Genomic DNA, 21,274 nt, shown 5'->3' on the forward strand with positions numbered 1-21,274 from the left:
GGCTCTCCTGCCCCCCCCCTCCCCCCGCCCCCCCCCCCCCCCACCCCCCCCCCCCCGGGCCCCGCCCCCCCCCCCCCCCCCCCCCGGCGGGGGGGGGGGCCCCCCCCCGGGGCCCCGGGGGGGGGCCCCGGCGGTGTCGCGGTGGGCGAGCCGGGGAGGCGCCTCTGGCGGGTGGGGTGCCGGCAGAGGCCGCGGAGGCGCACGGGCGGGGGCCGGGGGGAGACGGGCGGGGCGACGGGCGAGCCGTTCGTCAGCGTCGGCAGACCCGCGCGGGCGACCCACCCCCGGACGGAGGCCGGTACGCCGCGCCCGGGCAGGGCCCGACGCGGGCCGAGGCCCGACGCGGCAGAGGCGGAGGCCCGACGCGGCAGAGGCGGAGGCGGAGGCCCGGCGCGACGGGGGCCCGGCACGGCGGCGGGCCCCCGCCCGGTTCAGGGACCGACCTCGAGCGGCGCGCAGGCCGGGTCCAGGCGCAGGCGCGCGAGGTCGCGGCCGACGAGCCCCCAGGCGTACCAGCCCTCGGGTTCGAAGGCGAGCTGGGGGTTGGTGTACCAGTCGTCGCCGAGTCCGGTCGCGATCGGCCGGGGCTGCGCGCCGCCGGGGCCCAGCAGGTGGACGTTGCCGCCGGCTCGGTAGGTGGAGGTGAACACCTCGCCCCGGTGCACCTCGATCTCGCCGTAGCCGGTCAACGTCCCCTTGCCGAGGACCTGCCGGGTCCGCACGTCCATCGCGAACCATCCGGGGTCGCGCTTGAGCACGCCGTAGAGGATGCCGTCGTGGTACTTCACGTCCTGGACGGTCTCGTTGTGGCGGCCGGGCTCGGTGTGGGTGTCGGGCACGGGGCTCTCCCACAGCACCCGGCGCGAGGCCAGGTCGAACGCCGCGACGGCGGCGGTGGTCCGGGTCGGCGTGGTGCCGCCGCCGCCCAGGACGTCACCGCCGAGGTAGACCACCCCGTCGGGGCCGAGACTGAGGCTCATGAGGCTCTGGTCGCGGATCACGTCCACGTACACCTGCTTCTCCCCGGTGTCGGGGTCGACGACCGACAGGGCACCCCGGAGGTTCGCGCCGAGCGGCGCGCTCGCCACCAGCAGCCGGTCGGTCGCCGGGTCGTACTCCATGTCCCACGGGCGCTGCTGGCCGTGGCCGAGGGGCCCGAGGTACTCGACGGCGTGGCCCTTCGCCGAGTCGATGCGGGCGATCTCGCCGCTCGGGTACATCGCCGCGTACACCTTGCCGCCGCGGTGGACCATCACCTTGGGCTCACCGGCCACCCCGAAGCGGTGCCGGGTGCGCCGCGCCGGGTCGTGCACGGTCACGGAGAAGTGGCCGCCGACCCAGACCTTGCCGTCCGGGGTCCGCAGGATCGACTGGGGCCGCTCGGCGCCGGGGGTGAGCCCGGCCTCCAGCAGATCCGTGTAGTCGGCCTTCCCCGTCGTGACGTCCATGGTCCACACCCCGCCGCTGCCGGCGAAGCCGGTGAGCGCGGTGCCGTCGAGGAACAGGCCGCGGGTCTCCTCGCGGTCCCTGGGGCGGCCCACCACCACCGGCTGCTCGCCGGTGCGGTAGCGGTAGACGGTACCGTTCGGCCGGGTGGAGACGTACGCGGTGTGGTCGGGGGCCGTGCCGAAGGCGTCGACGGTGTCGCCGCCGAGGGACACCTTGCGGACGTCGGTGCCGTCGGTCCGCAGGTCGTACAGGGTGTCGCCGCTGGCGGCGCGCACCCGGGTCCGGCCGACGGACACGGCGGTGAAGCCGGTGGCGCCCTGGGCGAGGACGCGGACCGCGCCGGTGGAGCGGTTGACCGACACCAGCTTGCCCTTGTCGAGGAGGCCCGCGTAGACGTGGGTCGCGTCGACGGCGAGCGCCCGCACGGAGCGCTCGCCCTCGGCGAGGACACCGAGGTCCCGGGAGGTCCGTGCGGCGGGGTCGTACTCCCAGACCCGGCCGTGCGGGTACGTGCCCGCGTAGATCCTGCCGTCGGGGGCGGCCGCCAGGCTCCAGACGAAGCCACCGTTGACGCCGAAGGAGGCGAGCCGTTCGATCCTGCCGGTGGCCGGATCGAAGCGGTAGAGGTCGGGCACGGGATAGGTGCCGATGTACACCTTGCCGCCCGAGACCACGGTGGCCCAGGCGCCCTCGGGGGAACCGGCGGCGGGGCCGTCCGGGATCGGCGTCTCGCGCACGACCCGGCGGGTGGCGAGGTCGAACTCGGCGAGCACCGGGGGCTTGAGGCCGCGCGTGACGACGTAGGCCCGTCCCTCGTGCACCGTGGCGCCGACTATCGCCCCGGTCAGGGAGGCCCTGTCGAAGGTCTCCACCCAGGGGTCGGCACAGGCCTCGGCAGCCTGGGCGGCCCCGGCCGGCCCGGCGGGGGCCAGGAGTGCGAGCAGGGTCGCGAGCAGGACGAGGAGCGGGCGGCGGCGCGGCCCGCGTGGTGTGGGAGGTCGCATGTGTCGGGTCCGTACGGTGGGAAGTCGCTGACACGGCATCAAATGTCGCGGCTGATCACCCCGTCAACGGCGTTTACGCGCCACCGCCCCCACGGGACGGGCCACCGCGGGTGATGACCGGACCCGCTCGGGGCGGGGCGGCCGACCCACTCGGCCGCCCCGCCCGCACCCCACCGCGCGCCGCGCCCCCGCGCCGGCCCCGGGACGCCGGGCCTCCCGGAGACGTCAGGCATCCCCAGGGAGCGGGCGTCCCTGGGGCCGGGCGTCCCCAAGGATCGAGCCCTCGGACGTCGGGCGCTCCCAGCGCTCGGACCCTCGGGGCGTCGGGCGTCTCCAGAGCCCAGGCGCCCCGACGGCTCGGGCGTTCTCCATGGGACGCAGCGCCTTCTCGGCAACGGATCAGGCGCCACTCCACACATCCACCCACCGTCAACCGATGGTTGACACCCCTCGCCTGTCAACCTACCGTTGACACATGACGCAATCAGACGGCGCCACCTCGTCCATCCGCCTGGACGACCTCATCAGCGCCATCAAGAAGACCCACCCCGACACCCTCGACCAGCTGTCCAGCGCCGTCATCGCCGCCGACCACCTGGACGAGGTCGCCGACCACCTCATCGGCCACTTCGTGGACCAGGCGCGGCGTTCGGGCGCGTCCTGGACCGACATCGGCAGGAGCATGGGCGTCACGCGGCAGGCCGCGCAGAAGCGGTTCGTCCCGAAGGACCCGGGCGAGCCCACGGAGCTGGACCCCAGCCAGGGGTTCGGCCGGTTCGACGAGGAGGCCCGCAGGATGGTGATGGCCGGGCACTCGGCCGCACAGGACGCGGGCAGCGCCGAGATCGGCCTCGCCCACCTCACCCTCGGGCTGGTCGGCGAGCCGGACACCGTGGCCGCACGCGCCATCACCGCCCAGGGCGTGTCGGTGGAGGACGTGCGGCGGGCGGCGACGGCGGTGCTGCCCCCGGCGGTCGAGGAACCGCCGTCCCTCGTCCCGTACGACCAGACCGCCAAGAAGGTCCTGGAGCTGACGTTCCGCGAGGCCCTGCGCCTCGGCCACCAGTACGTCGGACCCGGACACCTGCTCCTGGCGCAGCTGGAGTTCGAGAACGGCGCCGGGCCGCTCAGCGGCCTCGGCATCGACAAACAGGCCGCGGAGGCGTACATCACGGCCGCGTCCTGACCGCGGGACGGCCACCCACCGCCTCCCCGCCGGGTCACCCGCCCGGCGCCCCCTCCGGTCACCCGCCCGGCGCACCCGGGCGGCCGGACGGGCCAACCGGGACGGCGCCTGACGGGGCGGCGGGACGACGGCGGGCGCGGCGGCGCCCCCGCGGTCCCGCCGCCGTGGTACCGGCCAGGCGGCTGCCGCTCGAAAGGGTGGGCTCGCCTCGGTGTGCGCTGCCCCGCGCGACCGGGAGGGAACCCCTGACTCCGAATACCCACCGCCCGGAACGACCGGGCGGCGCGCCCCCGCGACCCGGAGGAACACATGATCAAGAAGGCCCTTGCCTGCGCCGCGCTGGCCGCTGCCGCGATGGCGGTCGGAGCAGCACCCGCCGCCGCCGGTGAGTACGACGACGACCACGGCGGCCGCTTCCACGCGGCGGAGTTCAGCGCCATGGAGGGGCACTACCTGCAGTCCCAGGGCGGCGCCATCATCGCCAGCGGCAGCGCGGTCGAGGGCGCGTACATGACGGTCGAGTAATTCCGCCGTCCGGCGGCGCCCGCCGCACCGGGAGCCGTCAGGGGCCGCCACCGGCCCCTGGCGGCTCCCGCGCGTGCGGACGCGCACCGCGTGCGGACGCACACCTCCGCGCCCCTCCCCCGGCGCACGCCGCCCCGACGGGGTGGGCCGGGGCAGCGAGGACCGGCACCGCCCACGGGCGCGGGATGGCCGTCCGGCCGGGACACGCCCCCGCCCGGGCGGGGGCGGCGACCTTGCAGCCCGGCGTACCCGCCAGACCGATGGCGGAGACGGGGCAGTCCACCGTCCACCTCGTGCGGCACACGTGCGGCCGACCGGCTGGACGTGCCGGGCAGCGCGTGGGACGGCGTGGCGACGGCGGTCCCGTGCGCCGGAGGGACGGTACGCCGGAGCTGCCGGGCGTGCCGGCGACCGTCGAGGACCGCCCGCCCTGCGCCGGCTGGGCGGCGCGACCGCCTGGGGGCCGTCTCTCCCCGCTCTTCGAGCCGAACTCCCCGACCGCGCGGGCAGGTGACGCGCTGCGCCGTCCCCGAGCACCTCGGAGAAGGACTTCGGGAACGCGGCCCTCCCCCGCCCGCCACTGGACGCCCCCGCGCCCCACCCCCCCCCCCCCGGGGGGGGGGGGGCGGCCCGCCGGGGCGGGGGGGGGGGGGGGGGGGGGCGGCGGGGCCCCGCCGGGGGGCGGCGGGCGCGCCCGCCGGGGGGGGGGGGGGGCGCGGGGCGGGCCGGCGCAGGGCGTTGGCGGCACAGGGCCAGCCGCGGACGGGCGGGCGGGCGGCGCGGGGCGGGGCGGCACAGGGCGGGGGTACGGGGACGGTGGCGGGTGTTGCGCTGGAGTGCGCTCCAGCTCGTAGGGTCGCCGACGTCGCACCCCCGCGGCCCCGCTCCGCGCCTCCGGCCCGCCGCGTCAACCCGCCCGCCCAGACTGGGAGATGACCATGCGCTACCGCACCCTCGGCCGCACCGGCATGGAGGTGAGCGCCTACTGCCTCGGCACCATGATGTTCGGCGCCGTCGGCAACCCCGACCACGACGACTGCGTACGGATCGTCCACGCCGCGCTCGACCGGGGGATCAACTTCGTCGACACCGCCGACATGTACTCGGCCGGCGAGTCGGAGACCATCGTCGGCAAGGCCCTGCGGGGCCGGCGGGACGACGTCGTGCTCGCCACGAAGGTGCACTTCCCGATGGGCGAGGGGCGCAACCGGAGCGGCAACTCGCGCCGCTGGATCGTGCGGGCGGTGGAGGAGAGCCTCCGGCGGCTGGACACGGACTGGATCGACCTGTACCAGGTGCACCGGCCCGACCACACCACCGACGTCGAGGAGACGCTGTCGGTCCTCGGCGACCTGGTGCGGCAGGGGAAGGTGCGAGCGTTCGGCTGCTCGACGTTCCCCGCGGAGGAGATCGTCGAGGCGCACCACGTCGCGGAGCGCCGGGGCCTGATGCGGTTCCGCACCGAGCAGCCGCCGTACTCGCTGCTGGCCCGGGGCGCCGAGGCGCACGTGCTGCCCGTCGTGGAGCGGCTGGGCATGGGGGCGCTGACCTGGTCGCCGCTCGCGTCGGGGTTCCTGACCGGCGCGTACCGCAAGGGCCGCCCGATCGACCTCGGCAGCGGGCGGGCCGCGCTGACGCCGGCGCGCTTCGACCCGGCGCTGCCGGGGAACGCCGCCAAGCTCGACGCCGTGGAGGAGCTGGTCGCGGTGGCCGACGGCCTGGGCCGTACGCTGCCGGAGCTGGCGGTCGCCTTCCCGCAGGCACACCCGGCGGTCACGTCGGTGATCGTCGGGCCGCGTACGCGGGAGCAGCTGGACGCCACGTTGAAGGGCGCCGACCTCGTCCTGGACGACGACGTCCTCGACCGGATCGACGCGATCGTCCCGCCCGGGACCGACCTCTACCGCGCCGACGGCGTCTGGAGCCCGCCGTCGCTGACCGACCCGGGGCTGCGCCGCAGGCCACGAGCCGCCCGCGCCGCCGCCTGACCGGCCGCCGGACGGGCCACCCGCCCGCCCGGCGCACGGCCCCGTCCGGCCGGACGGTGGGCGGCCCGCCCGGCGGCATCCGGCCGTGGGCCCGGCGGCGGAGCCGGTCGCCGGGGGGCCGCCGGTACGTGCCGCCGCCCGCCCACCGCACGACGGCCGGGTCGTCGAGGTCCACGTGGGTCAGGCCCGCGTGGTGGGCGAGGCGGATGACGTCCGGCACGTCGCGCGCGGTCCCGACGACGTCGCCCCGGATCTCGACCACGCGGTACGGCGGGTCGGCGGGTACGACGCCGAGGACGACGACCGGGGCGGCGGCCGGCAGGCCGTCGGTCTCGGCCGGGTCGTCGTTCGGCACGGCGGGTCTCCTTCGCTCCGGGACGGCAGCCGCCCGGTACCGGGGCGACGCTCCCGGCCCACCACCCCGGGCGGTGACACACCGGCGGTGACACCGCCCCGCCCCGGCCGCCCGGCCCCGAGCAGCCGGTGGATCCGGTGGACCCGGTGACCCCCCTCGGCCCGGGCGCGGTCACGGGGCCGTGTGCCGCAGCACCTCCTCCGCCAGCCGGGCGTCGAGGACGGACGGCAGGGTGTGCCCCATGCCCGCCACGACGACCAGCCGGGCGTCCGGCACGGCGGCGGCGACGGCCTCGCCGTGCGCGAGCGGGAACATCGGGTCGTCCGTGCCGTGCAGCACCAGCGTCGGCGCCTTCACGGCGGCCGGGCCGGCGGTGCCGCCGCTGCCGGCGCTCCCGGCGAGGCTGTGGTGGAGCGCGGCCGGGAGGCTGCGGGCGCGCGCGTACACGAGCGACTCCATCGCGCGGTACTCGTCCTCGTCGTACGGGAGGGTGCCGCCGTGGAGCAGGCGCCACAGCGGCATCCGGGTGGTGAGGTACTCCTCCAGGTCCGCGCCCTCGCGGGGCAGCGTCGTGGCGAGGGCCGCGAGCAGCTCCGGGCTGGGTGCGGGGAGGTCGCCGGGGAGGGGCGGGGCACCGGCCAGGGCGCGCTGGATGGCGCCGGGGGCGTCGGCCCCCAGGGGCGAGGAGGAGAGGGCGGTGAGGGTGAGCACGCGGTGCGGGTCCGTGACGGCGATCCGCTGGGCGATCACCCCGCCGAGGGAGGCTCCCACCAGGTGCGCCCGCTCGACGCCGAGCGCGCCGAGGACCGCGAGCGCGTCGTCCGCCATGTCCGCGACCGTGTAGGGGTGGGTGGCGAAGTCGACCGTGGAGGAGAGTCCCGTGTCGCGGTGGTCGTACCGGATGACGCGGCGGCCCCCCGCCACCAGCCGCTCGACGAAGCCGTCGTTCCACTGGACCCCTTGGGCGCCCGCTCCCATCAGCAGCAGTACGGCCGGATCGCCCGGGTCGCCGAACTCCTCCGTCCACAGGCGGAGTCCCCCCGCCGCCACCATGCGCTGCGTACCCGTGGAGCGGTGCGTGCCGCTCTTGTTCTCCTTCATGATCGTTCACGGTAATGAGAGCCGATGGCACCCGCCAGCGCCTTTCCGGCCGCCCGCGCCACCTCGCCCGGCCGCGCCGCCCGCCCCGTGGTCCGCGGCGAGCCCGACAGGGTCGGCGATCGCGGCCAGGGCTCCCCTGCGGCCGCCGAGCCACCCGCCATCTCGCCCCGCCACCCCTGCGGCCACCGCGCGCGACGGCCCCCGACGGGGGCGGTCGCGGGGGCCCGCCCGCGCGCGGGCGCTCCCGCGCCGGCGGGCATAGCCTGGACGGGACGGACGGAGGTGGCGCCATGGCACACCAGACCGACGACCCGGGCCACGGCCCGGAGCAGAGGCCCGGGGCCGTCGCCCTGGACGACCCCGAGCCGCGACCCCTGACGGAGTCCGCGGCCCGCGAGCTGTTCGCCGAGCGCGCCCCGCTCGGGCTGGTGCGGGTCTTCTCGGCGTCCGTGCCGCTCGTCCTGGACGGGGAGACCGTCGAGGACGAGGAGCGCATGCACGCCGACCTCGCCGGGCCCCTGCACCTGACCCCGCTCGGCAGCGGGGACGGGGTGGTGCTCGCGGGCTTCACCGACCGCGCGGCGATGCTCGCCGAGGCGCGCCGCGCCACCGCGGACGGGTCGCCCCGGGAAGGGGTGGACGGCGCGCGCGACTCGTTCGAGCGCGTGTGCACGTCGAATCCGGACTCCCTCCCCGACCGGGTGTGCTTCTTCGAGGACGCGGGCGAGCAGGGGGACGTCAAGTGCCTGGGCGCCGGCCTGGGCTACCCGAACCTGAGCCGGGTGCACCGCGGCTTCCTCTCCACCCAGAACTGGAACGACGTCATCTCCTCGCTCAGCTGGTGCCGCTTCGACGTCTCGCTGTTCGACGCCTTCGACTGGCAGGGCAACGAGTTCTTCGCCCGCAAGGGCTGCACCACCCCGGACCTGAACCGGTTCGGGTGGGGCGACCGCGCCGCGTCCATCGCCAACTGGGGGAACTGACCGCCGGGCTGACGATCCCTCGGCCGTCGATCGCCGTCGGCCGGATCCGTGCCCGCGCCGGTCCGTCCCGCCGCCCACCGGGTTACCGTACGCGCATGACTGGTGACGACGAGGCGGCGGTCGTGGACGGCGTGCCGTCCAGGGTGCGGGCGGTCTACGGGCCCGAGGACCTGAGTTCCGTGCCCTCCTTCGGTGGCGGCTTCATCAACTTCGGCCTCTGGGACGGTGTCCCGCCCGACCCGGAGCGGCCCCCCACGGTGGACGACCGGGTCCGCAGCGAGCGGGACCTGTACCGGCGGGTGCTCGGCGCGCTGGCCGGCGGCCGGCCGCGGGGCCGGGCCGTGGAGGTCGGCTGCGGGCTGGGCCTCGGCTGCGCCCTCGCCCTGGAGGAGTACGCCTTCGACGCGGTGACGGGCGTCGACATCCACCCGGACCAGCTGGCCCGGGCCCGCCGCGCCAACGCCGGGCTGCTGGCCGCGTCCCCCGACCGGTTGTGCTTCGCGCGCGGCGCCGCCGAGCGGTTGCCGCTCCCCGACGCCGCCTTCGACCACCTCTACTCGGTGGAGGCCGCCCAGCACTTCCGCGACCTGCGCGCCTTCGCCCGGGAGGGCGCTCGCGTGCTCCGCCCGAAAGGACGGGTCGCCGTCGCGAGCTTCTTCGTCCCGGACGACCGGGAGGACGCCGCAGAAGAACTGGCCCGGCGCCTGGACAGTTTCGCCTCGGGGCTGGACGTGGCGCACCCGCTGCCCGAGCTGACCGGTGCGCTGGCCGAGGCGGGGCTCGTGGAGGTCCGGGCCGAGTCGCTCGGGGAGTCGGTGTGGCCCGGTTTCGACCGCTTCCTCGCCGGGGTGGACCTGCCCGTGTCCTGGCCGCGCAACTTCCTCGGCGCGTACCGGGACGGGCTCCTCGACTACTACCTCGTCACGGCCACCCGCCCACCGGCCGCCTGAGGCTTCCGCCGGCCGCCCCCGCCCTTCCCGCGGGCCCCATGGCCGGCCCTCCACCAGGCTCCCTCGCCCTTCCCCGAGCCCCATGGCCGGGCCCCTCCCCCGGCCCCGTCGCCCTTCCGCCGGCCCCCGCGTCCTCGGCGCCGGCGGGCGCGGCCCTCGGGGTGGCGCGCGGCCCTGGCCGCTTCGGGCGTACGGCGGTCGAGTACCGGGTCAGGCGTCCGCGGGCAGGGCGGCCGGGAGGCGCTTCGGGTCGTGCGCCTCGCCGCGGGCGAACGCCGTGGCCGCCGCCCCGGGGCCGAGCGCGGCCAGGCACCGGGCCCACACCCGGTCGACGTCGTACCGCTCCGCCGCCGGCAGCGGTGCGCCCGCCCCGGCGCGGGCCGCGTGGGCCGCGCCGAGCAGTTCCGCCGCCCGCCCGGCGGCGCCTCCGGCCGCCGCGGCCCCGTGACCTGACCACGAGCGAGGGGACCCCTCGCCGAGGCGCCAGTGCCGCAGCCGGTCGCCGTCGCGGGTGAGCCAGGTGCCGTCGCCGAGGGGGGTGACGGTGTCGTCGACCGGGCAGGGGTAGCGCAGCCGCCCGAGCGGGCGCAGCGTGTCCGCCGACAGCAGCCAGTGCGTGTGCTCCAGGGGGCCTTCGCGGGGTACCCAGTCGGCGGTGACCAGCAGGTGCGAGCCGTCCAGGACGTGCGCCGACCCGAAGTCGTCGTTCTCGGCGTCCCAGGACAGGTCGTTGAGGTCGAGGGACGCGACCGGGGACGCGACCGCGCCGGCCGTGGCACGGGCGTCGTGGAGGGCCAGCTCGTACCGGTCGTCGTCGACGGCCATCCACTCGGCGCGGCGCAGGGTCACCACCCGGGAGGAGCCGGGGACGAACCCGACCACCTCGTGACGGTCCGCGGCGACGCCGAGGGTCCGCAACCCGCCGTCGGACGGTTCCGCCCAGTACCCGGCCCAGCCGTACCAGGCGGTCCAGAAGGACGCCGCGAGGAGGGCGCCGCCCGCGTGCCACTCCAGGGCGAGCGCGCCCGCCACGGCCGCGACGGGCTGCTCGGCGCGGACGGTGCCGGTCCCGGCGTCGAGGAGCAGCAGGCGGTCGTGGCCGTGGCCGCGCCGGGGCGGACCGTCCTGCACGGCGACGGCGCGTGCGGCGACCTCCTCCTCCGGCAGCAGGGTCGGGACGGCCACCGCGACGAGGCGCCCGGACGGGTCGGGCGCGGGCGCGCCGGGTGCCCGGGGCGGGCGGTGCCCGCCGTGCCAGGTGTCGTGCGGCAGCTCCCAGCGGGTCGTCCCGTCGGGCGCCACGGCCCGGACGCGGGCGGCCTCCGCGACGACGAAGCCACCGCCCGGTGCGGGTCCGGCGTGCGCGCCGGGTGGCAGGTCGAGGGCGTCGACGGGTGCGCGGACCCCCGCGAGGAACGCCGCACGGTCGTGCACTTCCAGGCGGTTCGGCGTCCGAAGGGACAACCGGCCCCCGGGGGCGCGGTGCACCCTGCCGGGCGTCTCCGTCGCGCCGAGCAGTACCGGCACGATCCGTACGTCCCCCGTCTCCCTCATGCCGCGATCCTGTCACCCGGGCAGGCGCGCCGAGCGGCCGAGGCGCCACCCGCCGCCGTCCCCGCCCCGCGGCGGCTTCAGGCGTCGGCGGTGAGCCAGGCGTCCCCGGCGCGCAGCCACAGCGCGCCGTCGCGGCCCTGGCCGCAGCGCAGGACGACGCGTCCGGGCACGCGCACACGGCTGCGCGCGGTCACGGTCCACGCGCCGTCCACCAGCCGGGCGCGTACCACCTCGACGGCGCGCCGGCCGTGCTCGCGCCGCGTGAACACCGCGCGGTCGCCCCGTACGGCGAACCCGTCCGGCTCGGGTACGGGGCTGGGCCGGTTGATCACCTCGCCCGTGGCGGGCGTGACGCGCGTCAGGTACGTCCCCGAGGCGCTGCCGCCGGAGTACCAGACGAGCCACACGTGCTCCCCCTCCGTGGCGGCGGCGCACCCCTGCAGCGGTACGTCGGGGAGCCGGCCGCGCGGCCCCCACACCGCGCGCCCCTCGGTGCTCCACCCGGCGAGGCCGGCAGCGGACTCCGGGTGCCCGCCATGGATGCCCTCGTCGCCGTGGGCCGTCCAGACGAGCCCGCCGCGGTCGGTGACGAGGACGGGGATGTCGTCGCCGAGGCAGCCGGCGCTCTCATGTGCGCCGTCGGTGGACCACACGACGGCGTTCGGCCGCCACTCCCCCGTGGTGTCGTCCCGCAGCGCCCGGCCGGCGACGAGCAGCAGGCGCCCGTCGGGCAGGAGGGCGATGTGGCTGGGTACGAGCGGGATGCCGTCGAGCGACCGGCGCTCGCCCGACCCGTCGGCGCGGCGGATCAGCAGCAGCCCGTCGAACGGCGTCCGGGGGCTCCACCCGACCCAGCCCCTGACCTGGCGGTGGCGGCGGAGCTGTCGCCGGCGCACGAGCAGGACCGCGAGTTCACCCGCCGGGCCGACGGTCCACCACAGCGGCCGCCGCCCCGCCCAGCGCTCCGCGACGGGCGCCCTCCACACGTCCCGGAACCCGCCGCCGTCCTCACCCATGGCCCCGCCCCCGTCCCGCACGACGGACCGCGGTGCCCGCCTGCCCGGAGTCTACGGACGGGGAGGGCCGGGGAGGACGGCGATGCGGCCCGCGGTCACCGCGGGGGCGGGACCGGGGCCCGGGAAACGCGAAAAGACCCCACATCACGTGGGGTCTTTCGTCTGGTGTCCGAGGGGGGACTTGAACCCCCACGCCCGATAAAGGGCACTAGCACCTCAAGCTAGCGCGTCTGCCATTCCGCCACCCGGACCAGGTGTCTCGCCGCCCCGGGGTGTTCCCCGCGGCGACATGGATAACTCTACCAGGGGTTCCGGGTGCCCTTCACCCGCATATCCCGTGGTCAGGGAGGTGCGGGCGAGGACTCCGGCTCGTGCGTGCGGTGCGTCCCCGCGACGTCACGGAGGGTGCGCCGACGGCCCCGTCCGGGGCGCCGGGGCTCAGGGGGTGTGGACGATCTGGCCCGCGTACGAGAGGTTGCCGCCGAAGCCGAAGAGGAGCGTCGGGGCGCCGGAGGGGACGTCGCCGCGTTCGACGAGCTTGGACAGGGCCATCGGGATGGACGCGGCGGAGGTGTTGCCGGACTCGACGACGTCGCGGGCGACGACGGCGTTGACGGCGCCGATGCGGCGGGCGAGGGGTTCGATGATGCGCAGGTTGGCCTGGTGGAGGACGATCGCGGCCAGGTCCTCGGGGGCGATGCCCGCCCGCTCGCAGACCTCGCGGGCGATGGGCGGCAGCCGGGTGGTGGCCCACCGGTAGACGGCCTGGCCCTCCTGGGCGAAGCGGGGCGGCGTGCCCTCGATGCGGACGGCGTGGCCGAGCTCGGGGACGGAGCCCCACAGGACCGGGCCGATGCCCGGGGTGCCGTCCGGGGCCGCTTCGACGATCGCCGCGCCGGCCCCGTCGCCGACGAGGACGCACGTCGTCCGGTCGGTCCAGTCGGCGACCTCGGTCATCTTGTCGGCACCGATCACCAGGGCGCGGCGCGAGGAGCCGGCCCGTACGGCGTGGTCGGCGGTGGCCAGGGCGTGGGTGAAGCCGGCGCAGACCACGTTCAGGTCGAGGGTCGCCGGGGAGGCCATGCCGAGGCGGGCGGCCACGCGGGCGGCCATGTTCGGGGAGCGGTCGATCGCGGTGGACGTGGCGACCATGACGAGGTCGATGTCGGCCGGGGTGAGGCCCGCCGACGCCAGGGCCTTGGCGGCGGCGTGGGCGGCCATCTCGTCGACCGGTTCGTCGGGGCCGGCGACGTGCCGGGTGCGGATGCCGACGCGGCTGCGGATCCACTCGTCGCTGGTGTCGACCAGCGCGGTCAGGTCGTCGTTGGTGAGCACCTTGGCGGGCTGGTGGTGCCCGAGCGCGGCGATACGAGTGCCCGTCATGCCCGGGAACCCCCTCTGCTGTCGGTTTTCGAATGGTCAGGAGTCCCCAAGTCTGGTCAGCGACTCACCGGTAACCCGTCGCGTGATCCGACAGGATTCCCGCGCGCCACTTGGAGAGTCCGCCACATCACGGGAGTGACCGGGGATGACCCTGCGTGACGGGGTCCGGGGGTCGGCCGGGGCCTGAGGGACGGGCGTGCGGGAGAATGCCCACCGGGACGGTACCGCGGGGCGACGGAGGGGACGGGCATATGGGACGGGTCACGGAACGGCGGCGTGTCATCCGCATCCGGGACGGCGCGGTGGCCACCCGGCCGGACACGCTCGTCGCCGAGGAGCCGCTGGAGATCCGGCTGAACGGCAAGCCGCTCGCCGTCACGATGCGCACCCCCGGTGACGACTTCGCGCTGGCGGCCGGGTTCCTGGTGAGCGAGGGGGTGCTGGCGTCGGCGGACGAGGTGCGGAGCATCGTGTACTGCGCCGGGGCGCGCGAGGACGGCGTCAACACCTACAACGTGGTCGACGTGCGGCTGGCGGCTGGCGTGCCCGTGCCGGACATCACGCTGGAGCGGAACGTCTACACCACCTCGTCGTGCGGCCTGTGCGGGAAGGCGAGCCTCGACGCGGTGCGCACGACGACCCGGTTCTCGCTGGGGGACGGTCCGGCGCTGACGGTCGGGGTGGACACGCTGGCCGGGCTGCCGGACCGGCTGCGGACGGAGCAGCGGGTGTTCGAACGGACCGGGGGGCTGCACGCGGCGGCGCTGTTCTCGCCGTCGGGCGAGTTGCTGGACGTGCGGGAGGACGTGGGCCGGCACAACGCGGTCGACAAGGTGGTGGGCCGCGCCCTGCGGGAGGGGCGCCTGCCGCTGGCCGGGGCGGTGCTGCTGGTGTCCGGGCGGGCGTCGTTCGAGCTGGCGCAGAAGGCCGTCATGGCGGGCGTGCCGGTGCTGGCGGCGGTGTCGGCGCCGTCGTCGCTGGCGGTCGACCTGGCCACCGAGACCGGGCTCACCCTGGTGGGATTCCTGCGGGGCGGGTCGATGAACGTGTACGCGGGCGAGCACCGGCTCGTCGGGGCGGACGGCACGCCCCTGCGGGCCTGAACCACGGTCGCCCGGCCCGCGCCCCGCGGGGCCCACGCCGGGGTCCCCTGCGCGGCGGGTCGCGCGCCCGGGGTCCCGCGCGGCGGGTCCCGTACCCGGGGTCCCCTGCGCGGCGGGTCCCGTACCCGGCAGGGCCCGCACCGGGTGCGGTATCCGGCAGACCCCGCGCCCGGTACCCGGCAGGTCCCGTACCCCTGGTCCCGTACCCGGCGGATCCCGTGCGCGGCGCGTTCCCTGCCCGCCGGTCCCTGCGCGGGCCAGGTCGGGGCGTCCCGCGGGTCCCGCGGGTCCCGCCGGGGCGCCGGGGCGCCGGGGCGCCGGGGTCAGCGGGCGCGGCGGCGGGCCTCCACCGGTGGGTCGATCATCTGGAGGGTGAGGGTCGGCGGGGGCTCGGCGACACCGGGACCGCCCGCGTCGACCCAGGCGAGGATGTCGTCGAGGCAGTCGTCGTCCAGCGTCCAGCCGATCCAGGCGGCACGGGCTCCTCGCCGGCGCGCCTCTCCGGAGGGCTGGACGACCACGACGTTGGCCTGGCCGCAGGGGCCGAGGCAGTCGCTGGTGCGGACGGTGAGCCGGCCGCCGGACGCGGCCGCCGCCTGCCGCAGCCGCGCCAGCTGACCCGCGTGGTCGGTGCCCGGGTGCTTGCGCGCGTCCCCGCAGCAGCAGCCGCGGCAGACGACGAGCGAGCACGGCCGGTCGGCCCCGGGCCGTATCCAGCGGGTCACCGGGCACCGCCCGCGACGTGGGGCACTGCGGCGCGGCCGGGCGCGTTCCGGCGCGGGGCCGGGTGGGTCCGGGCCTCACCGGCCGGGGCCGGGTGCCCCGGCAGCGTGGGACCCGGCACCGGACGGGTCGGAACCACGCCGGCCGGGAACGCGCGACCCGGCACCGCACGGCCCGTCAGCGCGCGACCCGGCGCCGGTCGGGTCAGGACCGCGCGGTTCGGGACCGTACGGGTCAGGACCGCGCCGCCCGCGGCCGGCGTGCCGGGGCGGGCGGTCGAAGGCGAGGGGTGCGGGGCCGGGCGGTACGGCGCCGACCCGCGCTGCCGGGGCGTACGGGGTGGCGCCGGCGTGCGGTGCCGGGGCGGGCGGCGTGGTCGCGTGCGCGGGGCGGAGGCGCGGGGTGCGGGTGCGGGCATGCCCTCACGGTAACGGCCGTGATCATGGTCGCGGGGCGGAGGGGCGGCTGCCCGCCACCCGGGGTGGCGGGCACCGGCGGGAACGGGCGGATCCGGTCTCGGCCAGGACGGCTGTGATCGGCGCGTACAGATTCGGTGGAGATTCCGGCGGCCGCTCCTTACCCGCGAGTCAGTAGCGGATGGGACCGCGCCCCCGTGACCACGCGCTTGCCGGTCTGACCAGTGGCGACGCCGTTTGTCCAGACTTTAATGACCCTCTCCCGCACCCACTCTCCGTGGGGTACCGTCACCCTCCGCTGTGCTGAGCGCCACAAGGAGCAGGCCATTGCGCGAGATGACCGTGCCACCCCTGGCGACCGCTCCGCTGGTCGGCGGCTTGGCCGACGCCGTGTTCGACCACGCCGCGAGCGACCCGGGCCGGGTCGCGCTGGGCCGCAAGGACGCGTCCGGCCGGTGGGGCGAGGTCACCTCCCAGGAGTTCCGCGACGAGGTGCTGGCGCTCGCCAAGGGGCTGCTCGCGGAGGGCGTGCGGTTCGGGGACCGGGTCGCCGTCATGTCGCGCACGCGCTACGAGTGGACCCTGTTCGACTTCGCGCTGTGGACCGTGGGCGCCCAGCCGGTGCCGGTGTACCCCACCTCCTCCGCCGACCAGGTGCACTGGATGCTCCACGACGCCGGCGTCACCGCCTGCGTCGTGGAACACGAGGACCACGCCATGACCGTCGGCTCCGTCGTGGACCGGCTGCCGCTGCTGAAGCGGCTGTGGCAGCTGGACACGGGGGCCGTCGCCGAGTTGGTCGCGGCGGGCGCCCGGATCGACGACGAGGTGGTGCACCGTCACCGGCGCGCGGTGACGCCCGAGTCCGTCGCGACGGTGATCTACACGTCGGGGACGACCGGCCGCCCCAAGGGGTGCGTCCTGACCCACGGCAACTTCATGTTCGAGGCGGACACGCTCGTCGAACGCTGGGAGCCGGTGTTCCGCCCCCGGCCCGGCGAGGACGTCTCGACGCTGCTCTTCCTGCCCCTCGCCCACGTCTTCGGCCGCATGGTGCAGATCGCGGCGGTGCGCGGCCGGGTGAAGCTCGGCCACCAGCCGCTGATGTCGGCGGGCGCGTTGCTGCCGGACCTCGCGGCGTTCCGCCCGTCGTTCGTGCTGGCCGTCCCGTACGTCTTCGAGAAGGTCTTCCACGCGGCGCGCCGGCGGGCGGAGGCCGAGGGCAGGGGCGGGGCCTTCGACCGGGCGGTGGAGGTGGCCGTGCGGTACGCGGAGGCGCTGGAGCAGCGTGACTTCGGGCTCGGGCCGGGGCCTTCCGCGGCGCTGCGGGTGCAGCACCAGTTCTTCGAGAAGGTCGTGTACGGGAGGGTCCGCGAGGCGCTGGGCGGGCGGGTGCGGCACGCGATGTCCGGCGGTTCGGCGATGGACCGGCGGATGGGGCTGTTCTTCGCGGGCGCGGGGGTGACCGTGTACGAGGGGTACGGGCTGACGGAGACCGCGTCGGCGGCGACCGCGAACCCGCCGGAGCGGATCAGGTACGGCACCGTCGGGCAGCCCGTACCGGGGACGTCGGTGCGCATCGGGGACGACGGGGAGGTGTGGGTGCGGGGCCGGAACGTCTTCTCCGGCTACCTCAACGCCCCGGCCGCCACCGACGCCGTCCTGCGCGACGGCTGGCTGGCCACGGGGGACCTGGGCGCGCTCGACGAGGACGGGTACCTGACGATCACCGGGCGGAAGAAGGAGATCCTGGTGACGACGAGCGGCAAGAGCGTGTCGCCGCTCGCGCTGGAGGACCGCGTGCGGTCGCACCCGCTCGTCGCGCAGTGCGTCGTCGTCGGCAACGACCGGCCGTACGTCGCGGCGCTCGTGACCCTGGACCAGGAGGCGGTCGAGCACTGGCTGGCGATGCAGGGCAGGACGGTCCTGCCGGCGGTCGAGCTGGTCCGCGACCCGGCCCTGGAGAAGGAGATCCGGCGGGCGGTCGTGGCCGCCAACACCCTGGTCTCGCACGCCGAATCGATCCGTACCTTCCGGATCCTGGCGCACCCGTTCAGCGAGGAGCACGGACTGCTCACCCCGTCGCTGAAGCTGAAGCGGCGCGCGATCGAGACGGTGTACGCGGCGGAGGTCGACGCGCTGTACCGCTGACCGACGGCCGGACGCCGGCGGCGGGGCCCGCCGCCGGGCGGCCGGGCCCGTCGCGCGTGGAGCCGGCCGCCGGGCGGTCGGGTCGGTCAGGGTCGGCCCTGGGTGCCACCGGGACGGCCCGGACCGCGCGTCAGGGTGTGGCCCCACACGCCCGCCAGCGCCGCCAGTGCCGCGCCGCCCGCCGTCCACAGCCAGCGCGTCGACCACCATCCGGAGGACCAGCCGCCCTCGGGCTCGACGGTGGCCGACGAGCCCTGGACGAGCGGTGCGGCCAGGCGGCCGTCGACCGCCGCCGCGCCGCCCGCGTCCTCGATGGTGACGTCCAGCGCCGCGTCGAAGGGCAGGCCGGCATCGGTGGCGGCGACCCCCACGGCGGTGAGCCGGACGTAGTACGCGCCGGGCAACGGGTCGCCGGACCACGGCTCGGCCCAGGCGCGGACCGTGCGCAGGTGGCAGGTGAGGTCGGCCGTGCGGGCGTCCGCGGCGAGCGTCCGGGTGTCGCTTCCGTACCGGCACGCCTGACGCCGGCGCAGCCCGTCGTACACGTCGATCCGCCAGGTGGTGCCCGAACGGCGGGCGGACGTCTCGGGCAGCGTGACCGTGGCCCGTACGGTCGCCCGGTCGCCGGCGTCCGCGGGGAACTGCCAGTACAGGTAGTCGCCGGTCGACGCCTGGGCGGTGGCGCGCTGTCCGGGGCGCACGGCGGTGGCGGCCCGGAAGGAGGTGCCCGCCTCGGTCGGGGCGGCCGCTTCGCCGTCCCGTGCCGACGGGGCGGGCGAGGGGCTCGCGGCGACGGCGGACGGCGCGGCGAGGCCGAGCAGCGCGGCCGCGGCGAGCACGGCGGCGGCGGACCGGCGCGCCGCGGACCTCGGGGCCCGCAGGGCCGGGGTGGCCAGGGTGGCGGACGGGGCCGGGGTGGCCCGTCGGGTCAGCGGGGTGCGTACGGTACGCATCAGTTGGTCCTCCAGACGGTGACGCGCCAGCGCGAGAGCCAGCCCCACAGGAGCCCTGCGAGGAAGCCGGCGAGCACGAGGACGCCGAGCGCCCACCAACCGCGGGCGAGGCCGAGGAAGGCGGAGTCGTCCGCCGCGTCCGGGCCGTCGACGAGGGCGATGCTCAGCTCGACCGGCAGGCCCGGGGTGGTCTTGACGCCGACGGGCGCCGAGAAGGAGTTGCTGACGCGCAGGCAGACGGTCTCGGAGACGGGTTTGCCCGAGCCGCTGTCGGTGTCGGCGTCGTCGACGTCGGGCTTCGGGTGGCGCAGGCCCGTGGAGATGACGTCGGTGCGGCCGTCCCCGGCCGCCTCGCCCCGTACGATCTCCCGCCCGGCCGGGGTGGACGCCCGCAGCAGGACGCCGTAGTCGCGGTTCACGGCCCGGTCGGCTCCGACGCTGACGGCCGCGCGCAGCTCCTGGCCGGGCGGGACCTCCACGCGGTACCAGCGGTGGCTGCCGAACACCTCGCGGTCGGTGTACAGGCCGGGGCGGAGCACCGGCGCCGCGGCGCACCGGTCGCCGCCGCTCGTCGCGACCGGCGTGAGGACCGGCTCGGCGGCGCGCTCGACGAGTTGGCTGACCCGCTCGGAGAGTTCGGCGGTGTGCCGGACGGAGGTGTACGTGCCTCCGGTGGCCTCGGCGATGCAGACGAGCTGGGCGCGCGTCTTGGCGTCGGGGACGAGGCCGAGCGTGTCGATGGTGAGGTGGATGCCCTTGGCGGCGATCTCCCGGGCCACCTCGCACGGGTCGAGCGGAGCGCAGGTGTCCTCGCCGTCGGTGATGAGGACGATCCTGCGGGTGGCGTCGCCGCCTTCGAGGTCGTCCGCCGCGCCGAGGAGCGCGGGGCCGATGGGCGTCCAGCCGGTCGGGACGAGCGTCGCCACGGCCGCCTTGGCCTCGGTCCGGTCGAGGGGGCCGACCGGGTACAGCTGCCGCGTGTCCCGGCATCCGCGCTTGCGGTCCTTGCCGGGGTAGTCGGCGCCGAGGGTGCGGATGCCGAGCCGCACGTCCGCCGGGACGGCGTCGAGCACCTCGTTGAACGCCTGCTTCGCGGCGGCCATGCGGGACTGGCCGTCGATGTCGCGGGCGCGCATGGACCCGCTGACGTCGAGGACCAGTTCGACCTTGGGCGCCTCGCCCGCGGGCTCCCCGGTGTCGGCGAGGGCGGCGGTCGGGGCGAGCCCGGCCGTCAACGTGACCAGCAGGCCGCACACCGCGGCCGCCAGTCGCTTTCGTGTGATCATCGCCGGATCATATGGAGGGGCCCGCGCCACCCCCAACTCCCCGGCTGGCAGGCACCGCCCCTCGGCCTCCCGCCCCCGCCCCCGCCCCCGCGCCCGCGCCGGGGCAGGGTCGGGGCAGGGCGCGGCCGGCGGGGCGGAAGCCGCGGGGCGGAGGCCGCGGGGCATGGCCGGCGGGGGCGGGGCAGGAGGGCGGCCGGCGGGGCGGGGGCCGTGGGCCGGGGCGGGGTCAGGAGACGCGTCGGGCCGTGTGGACGGTGCGGGCGGTGAGGAAGTGGACGTCCGCGCGGTGGTGGAGGCTCGCCGGGTCGGCCGGGTCCAGGAGGCGGTCGAGGGTGGCCGCGTCCTCCTCCGTGAGGTCGTCGGCGACCCTGCGGTGGCGCTCCATCGCCGTGACGACGTGCTCCCGCACGGTGGCGGGCACCGGCGCGGGGACGTCGAGCAGGAACGTGCGCGTACCGGCGGGGGCGAGGCCGGCGGCGGCGAGGAGGGCCCGCCAGTCCTCGGTCTCCTGCCGGGAGCCGGGGAGTTCTGCCCGCATCGTGGTGAACCAGTCGGCCGCCACCGCCTCCAGGCGGGCCTCCAGCCCGGGCCGGCCGATGCCGATGTCGCGGGGCAGGTACCGGGGCGGCAGGCCGCCCTCGACGAGGGCGAGCAGCCCGCCGGGGCGCAGCCGGCGGCCCAGGTCGGTCAGGGCGCCGAGCTGGTCGCCGACGTGGTGCACGGACTCCCCCGCCCAGATCAGGTCGGCCTCGCCCAGCGCCTCGACGCCGTCGGGGAGTTCGGCGGTGAGCGTGGTCACGCGGGCGCCCCGCCCGGCGGCCCGCTCGCGGGCGCGCTCCAGCAGTTCCGGCGTCGGGTCGACGGCGACGACCTCCGCGTACGGGAAGGTCTCGGCGAGGAGGCACGACAGCACGCCGGGGCCGCTGCCGACGTCGAGGACCCGCTGCACGGAGCCCGGCGACAGCAGCTCGGTGAGCCAGGACGCGGCCTGCCGGTACATCGGGAGGCGGATCTCTGCGCCGCGCTCCAGCAGCGGCAGCATCTCGGTCCAGTCGATGTGGGTGGAGTGGTGGTGGGTCATGGGGACAGCGTGCGGTGTGCTGCCGGGCCGGGCGAGGAACCGTGCCGGTCCGGCAACACCACCGGCG

Annotated in this window: 16 protein-coding genes and 1 tRNA gene; 7 read left to right on the forward strand and 10 right to left on the reverse strand. The window is 76.9% G+C overall.

The annotated features are described in order from the left end of the window. Nucleotides 1-431: 431 nt before the first annotated feature. A complete protein-coding gene (locus tag ACF053_RS03855) occupies nt 432-2,453 on the reverse strand; it encodes a hypothetical protein (RefSeq protein ID WP_391952320.1) in 2,022 nt (673 codons plus the stop codon). Between the two features lie 475 nt (nt 2,454-2,928). Between ACF053_RS03855 and ACF053_RS03860 the strand changes: the two genes are divergently transcribed. The 3 genes from ACF053_RS03860 to ACF053_RS03870 all read left to right on the forward strand — a co-directional run bounded on the left by ACF053_RS03860 (nt 2,929) and on the right by ACF053_RS03870 (nt 6,152). Next, entirely contained in the window at nt 2,929-3,639 is a 711-nt protein-coding gene (locus ACF053_RS03860; protein WP_391952321.1) for a Clp protease N-terminal domain-containing protein, read from the forward strand. Nucleotides 3,640-3,948: 309 nt separating this feature from the next. After that, nucleotides 3,949-4,164, forward strand: coding sequence for a hypothetical protein (locus ACF053_RS03865; protein WP_391952322.1), 216 nt, complete (start codon nt 3,949-3,951; stop codon nt 4,162-4,164). 938 nt (nt 4,165-5,102) lie between these two features. Then, the gene (locus tag ACF053_RS03870) at nt 5,103-6,152 is read left to right on the forward strand and encodes an aldo/keto reductase (RefSeq protein WP_391952323.1); all 1,050 of its coding nucleotides are present in this window, start codon (nt 5,103-5,105) and stop codon (nt 6,150-6,152) included. Nucleotides 6,153-6,678: 526 nt separating this feature from the next. On the opposite strand, the gene ACF053_RS03875 is transcribed toward ACF053_RS03870, so the two are convergent. Next, nucleotides 6,679-7,608 (reverse strand): alpha/beta fold hydrolase, encoded by a 930-nt coding sequence (locus ACF053_RS03875; protein ID WP_391952324.1) that lies wholly within the window; start codon nt 7,606-7,608, stop codon nt 6,679-6,681. A gap of 290 nt (nt 7,609-7,898) precedes the next feature. Between ACF053_RS03875 and ACF053_RS03880 the strand changes: the two genes are divergently transcribed. Both ACF053_RS03880 and ACF053_RS03885 read left to right on the forward strand, forming a co-directional pair. After that, nucleotides 7,899-8,591, forward strand: coding sequence for a hypothetical protein (locus ACF053_RS03880; RefSeq protein WP_391952325.1), 693 nt, complete (start codon nt 7,899-7,901; stop codon nt 8,589-8,591). Between the two features lie 95 nt (nt 8,592-8,686). Continuing rightward, nucleotides 8,687-9,541, forward strand: coding sequence for a class I SAM-dependent methyltransferase (locus tag ACF053_RS03885; RefSeq protein ID WP_391952326.1), 855 nt, complete (start codon nt 8,687-8,689; stop codon nt 9,539-9,541). 210 nt (nt 9,542-9,751) lie between these two features. Here the strand turns inward: ACF053_RS03885 and ACF053_RS03890 are convergent, their stop codons facing one another. The 4 genes from ACF053_RS03890 to ACF053_RS03905 all read right to left on the reverse strand — a co-directional run bounded on the left by ACF053_RS03890 (nt 9,752) and on the right by ACF053_RS03905 (nt 13,494). Next, a complete protein-coding gene (locus ACF053_RS03890; RefSeq protein WP_391952327.1) occupies nt 9,752-11,095 on the reverse strand; it encodes a hypothetical protein in 1,344 nt (447 codons plus the stop codon). Nucleotides 11,096-11,172: 77 nt separating this feature from the next. Next, on the reverse strand, nt 11,173-12,111 hold the full coding sequence (locus tag ACF053_RS03895; protein WP_391952328.1) for a hypothetical protein: 939 nt from the start codon (nt 12,109-12,111) through the stop codon (nt 11,173-11,175). A gap of 163 nt (nt 12,112-12,274) precedes the next feature. Beyond that, nucleotides 12,275-12,362, reverse strand: a tRNA-Leu gene (locus tag ACF053_RS03900). Between the two features lie 187 nt (nt 12,363-12,549). Continuing rightward, nucleotides 12,550-13,494, reverse strand: coding sequence for a beta-ketoacyl-ACP synthase III (locus ACF053_RS03905; protein WP_391952329.1), 945 nt, complete (start codon nt 13,492-13,494; stop codon nt 12,550-12,552). Nucleotides 13,495-13,745: 251 nt separating this feature from the next. Here ACF053_RS03905 and fdhD point away from each other — a divergent pair, with 251 nt between their 5' ends. Beyond that, complete coding sequence (gene fdhD, locus ACF053_RS03910) at nt 13,746-14,597, forward strand: formate dehydrogenase accessory sulfurtransferase FdhD (RefSeq protein ID WP_391952330.1); 852 nt, start codon at nt 13,746-13,748, stop codon at nt 14,595-14,597. Between the two features lie 323 nt (nt 14,598-14,920). On the opposite strand, the gene ACF053_RS03915 is transcribed toward fdhD, so the two are convergent. Beyond that, complete coding sequence (locus ACF053_RS03915; protein WP_391952331.1) at nt 14,921-15,322, reverse strand: (2Fe-2S) ferredoxin domain-containing protein; 402 nt, start codon at nt 15,320-15,322, stop codon at nt 14,921-14,923. Nucleotides 15,323-16,072: 750 nt separating this feature from the next. Between ACF053_RS03915 and ACF053_RS03920 the strand changes: the two genes are divergently transcribed. After that, nucleotides 16,073-17,887 carry an AMP-dependent synthetase/ligase gene (locus ACF053_RS03920; protein ID WP_391952635.1) on the forward strand — a complete coding sequence of 605 codons (1,815 nt, stop codon included), beginning with the start codon at nt 16,073-16,075 and terminating at the stop codon, nt 17,885-17,887. A gap of 86 nt (nt 17,888-17,973) precedes the next feature. Here the strand turns inward: ACF053_RS03920 and ACF053_RS03925 are convergent, their stop codons facing one another. From ACF053_RS03925 to ACF053_RS03935, 3 genes are all read right to left on the reverse strand, one after another. After that, nucleotides 17,974-18,840 carry a hypothetical protein gene (locus ACF053_RS03925; RefSeq protein ID WP_391952332.1) on the reverse strand — a complete coding sequence of 289 codons (867 nt, stop codon included), beginning with the start codon at nt 18,838-18,840 and terminating at the stop codon, nt 17,974-17,976. Continuing rightward, nucleotides 18,840-20,126 (reverse strand): VWA domain-containing protein, encoded by a 1,287-nt coding sequence (locus ACF053_RS03930; RefSeq protein WP_391952333.1) that lies wholly within the window; start codon nt 20,124-20,126, stop codon nt 18,840-18,842. Before ACF053_RS03930 ends, ACF053_RS03925 begins: the two co-directional genes overlap by 1 nt. Nucleotides 20,127-20,352: 226 nt before the next feature. Then, complete coding sequence (locus ACF053_RS03935) at nt 20,353-21,207, reverse strand: class I SAM-dependent methyltransferase (protein ID WP_391952334.1); 855 nt, start codon at nt 21,205-21,207, stop codon at nt 20,353-20,355. Nucleotides 21,208-21,274 lie beyond the last annotated feature (67 nt).

The organism is Streptomyces kanasensis, from assembly GCF_043077165.1.
In the GTDB taxonomy this organism is placed as follows: Bacteria; Actinomycetota; Actinomycetes; order Streptomycetales; family Streptomycetaceae; genus Streptomyces; species Streptomyces changanensis.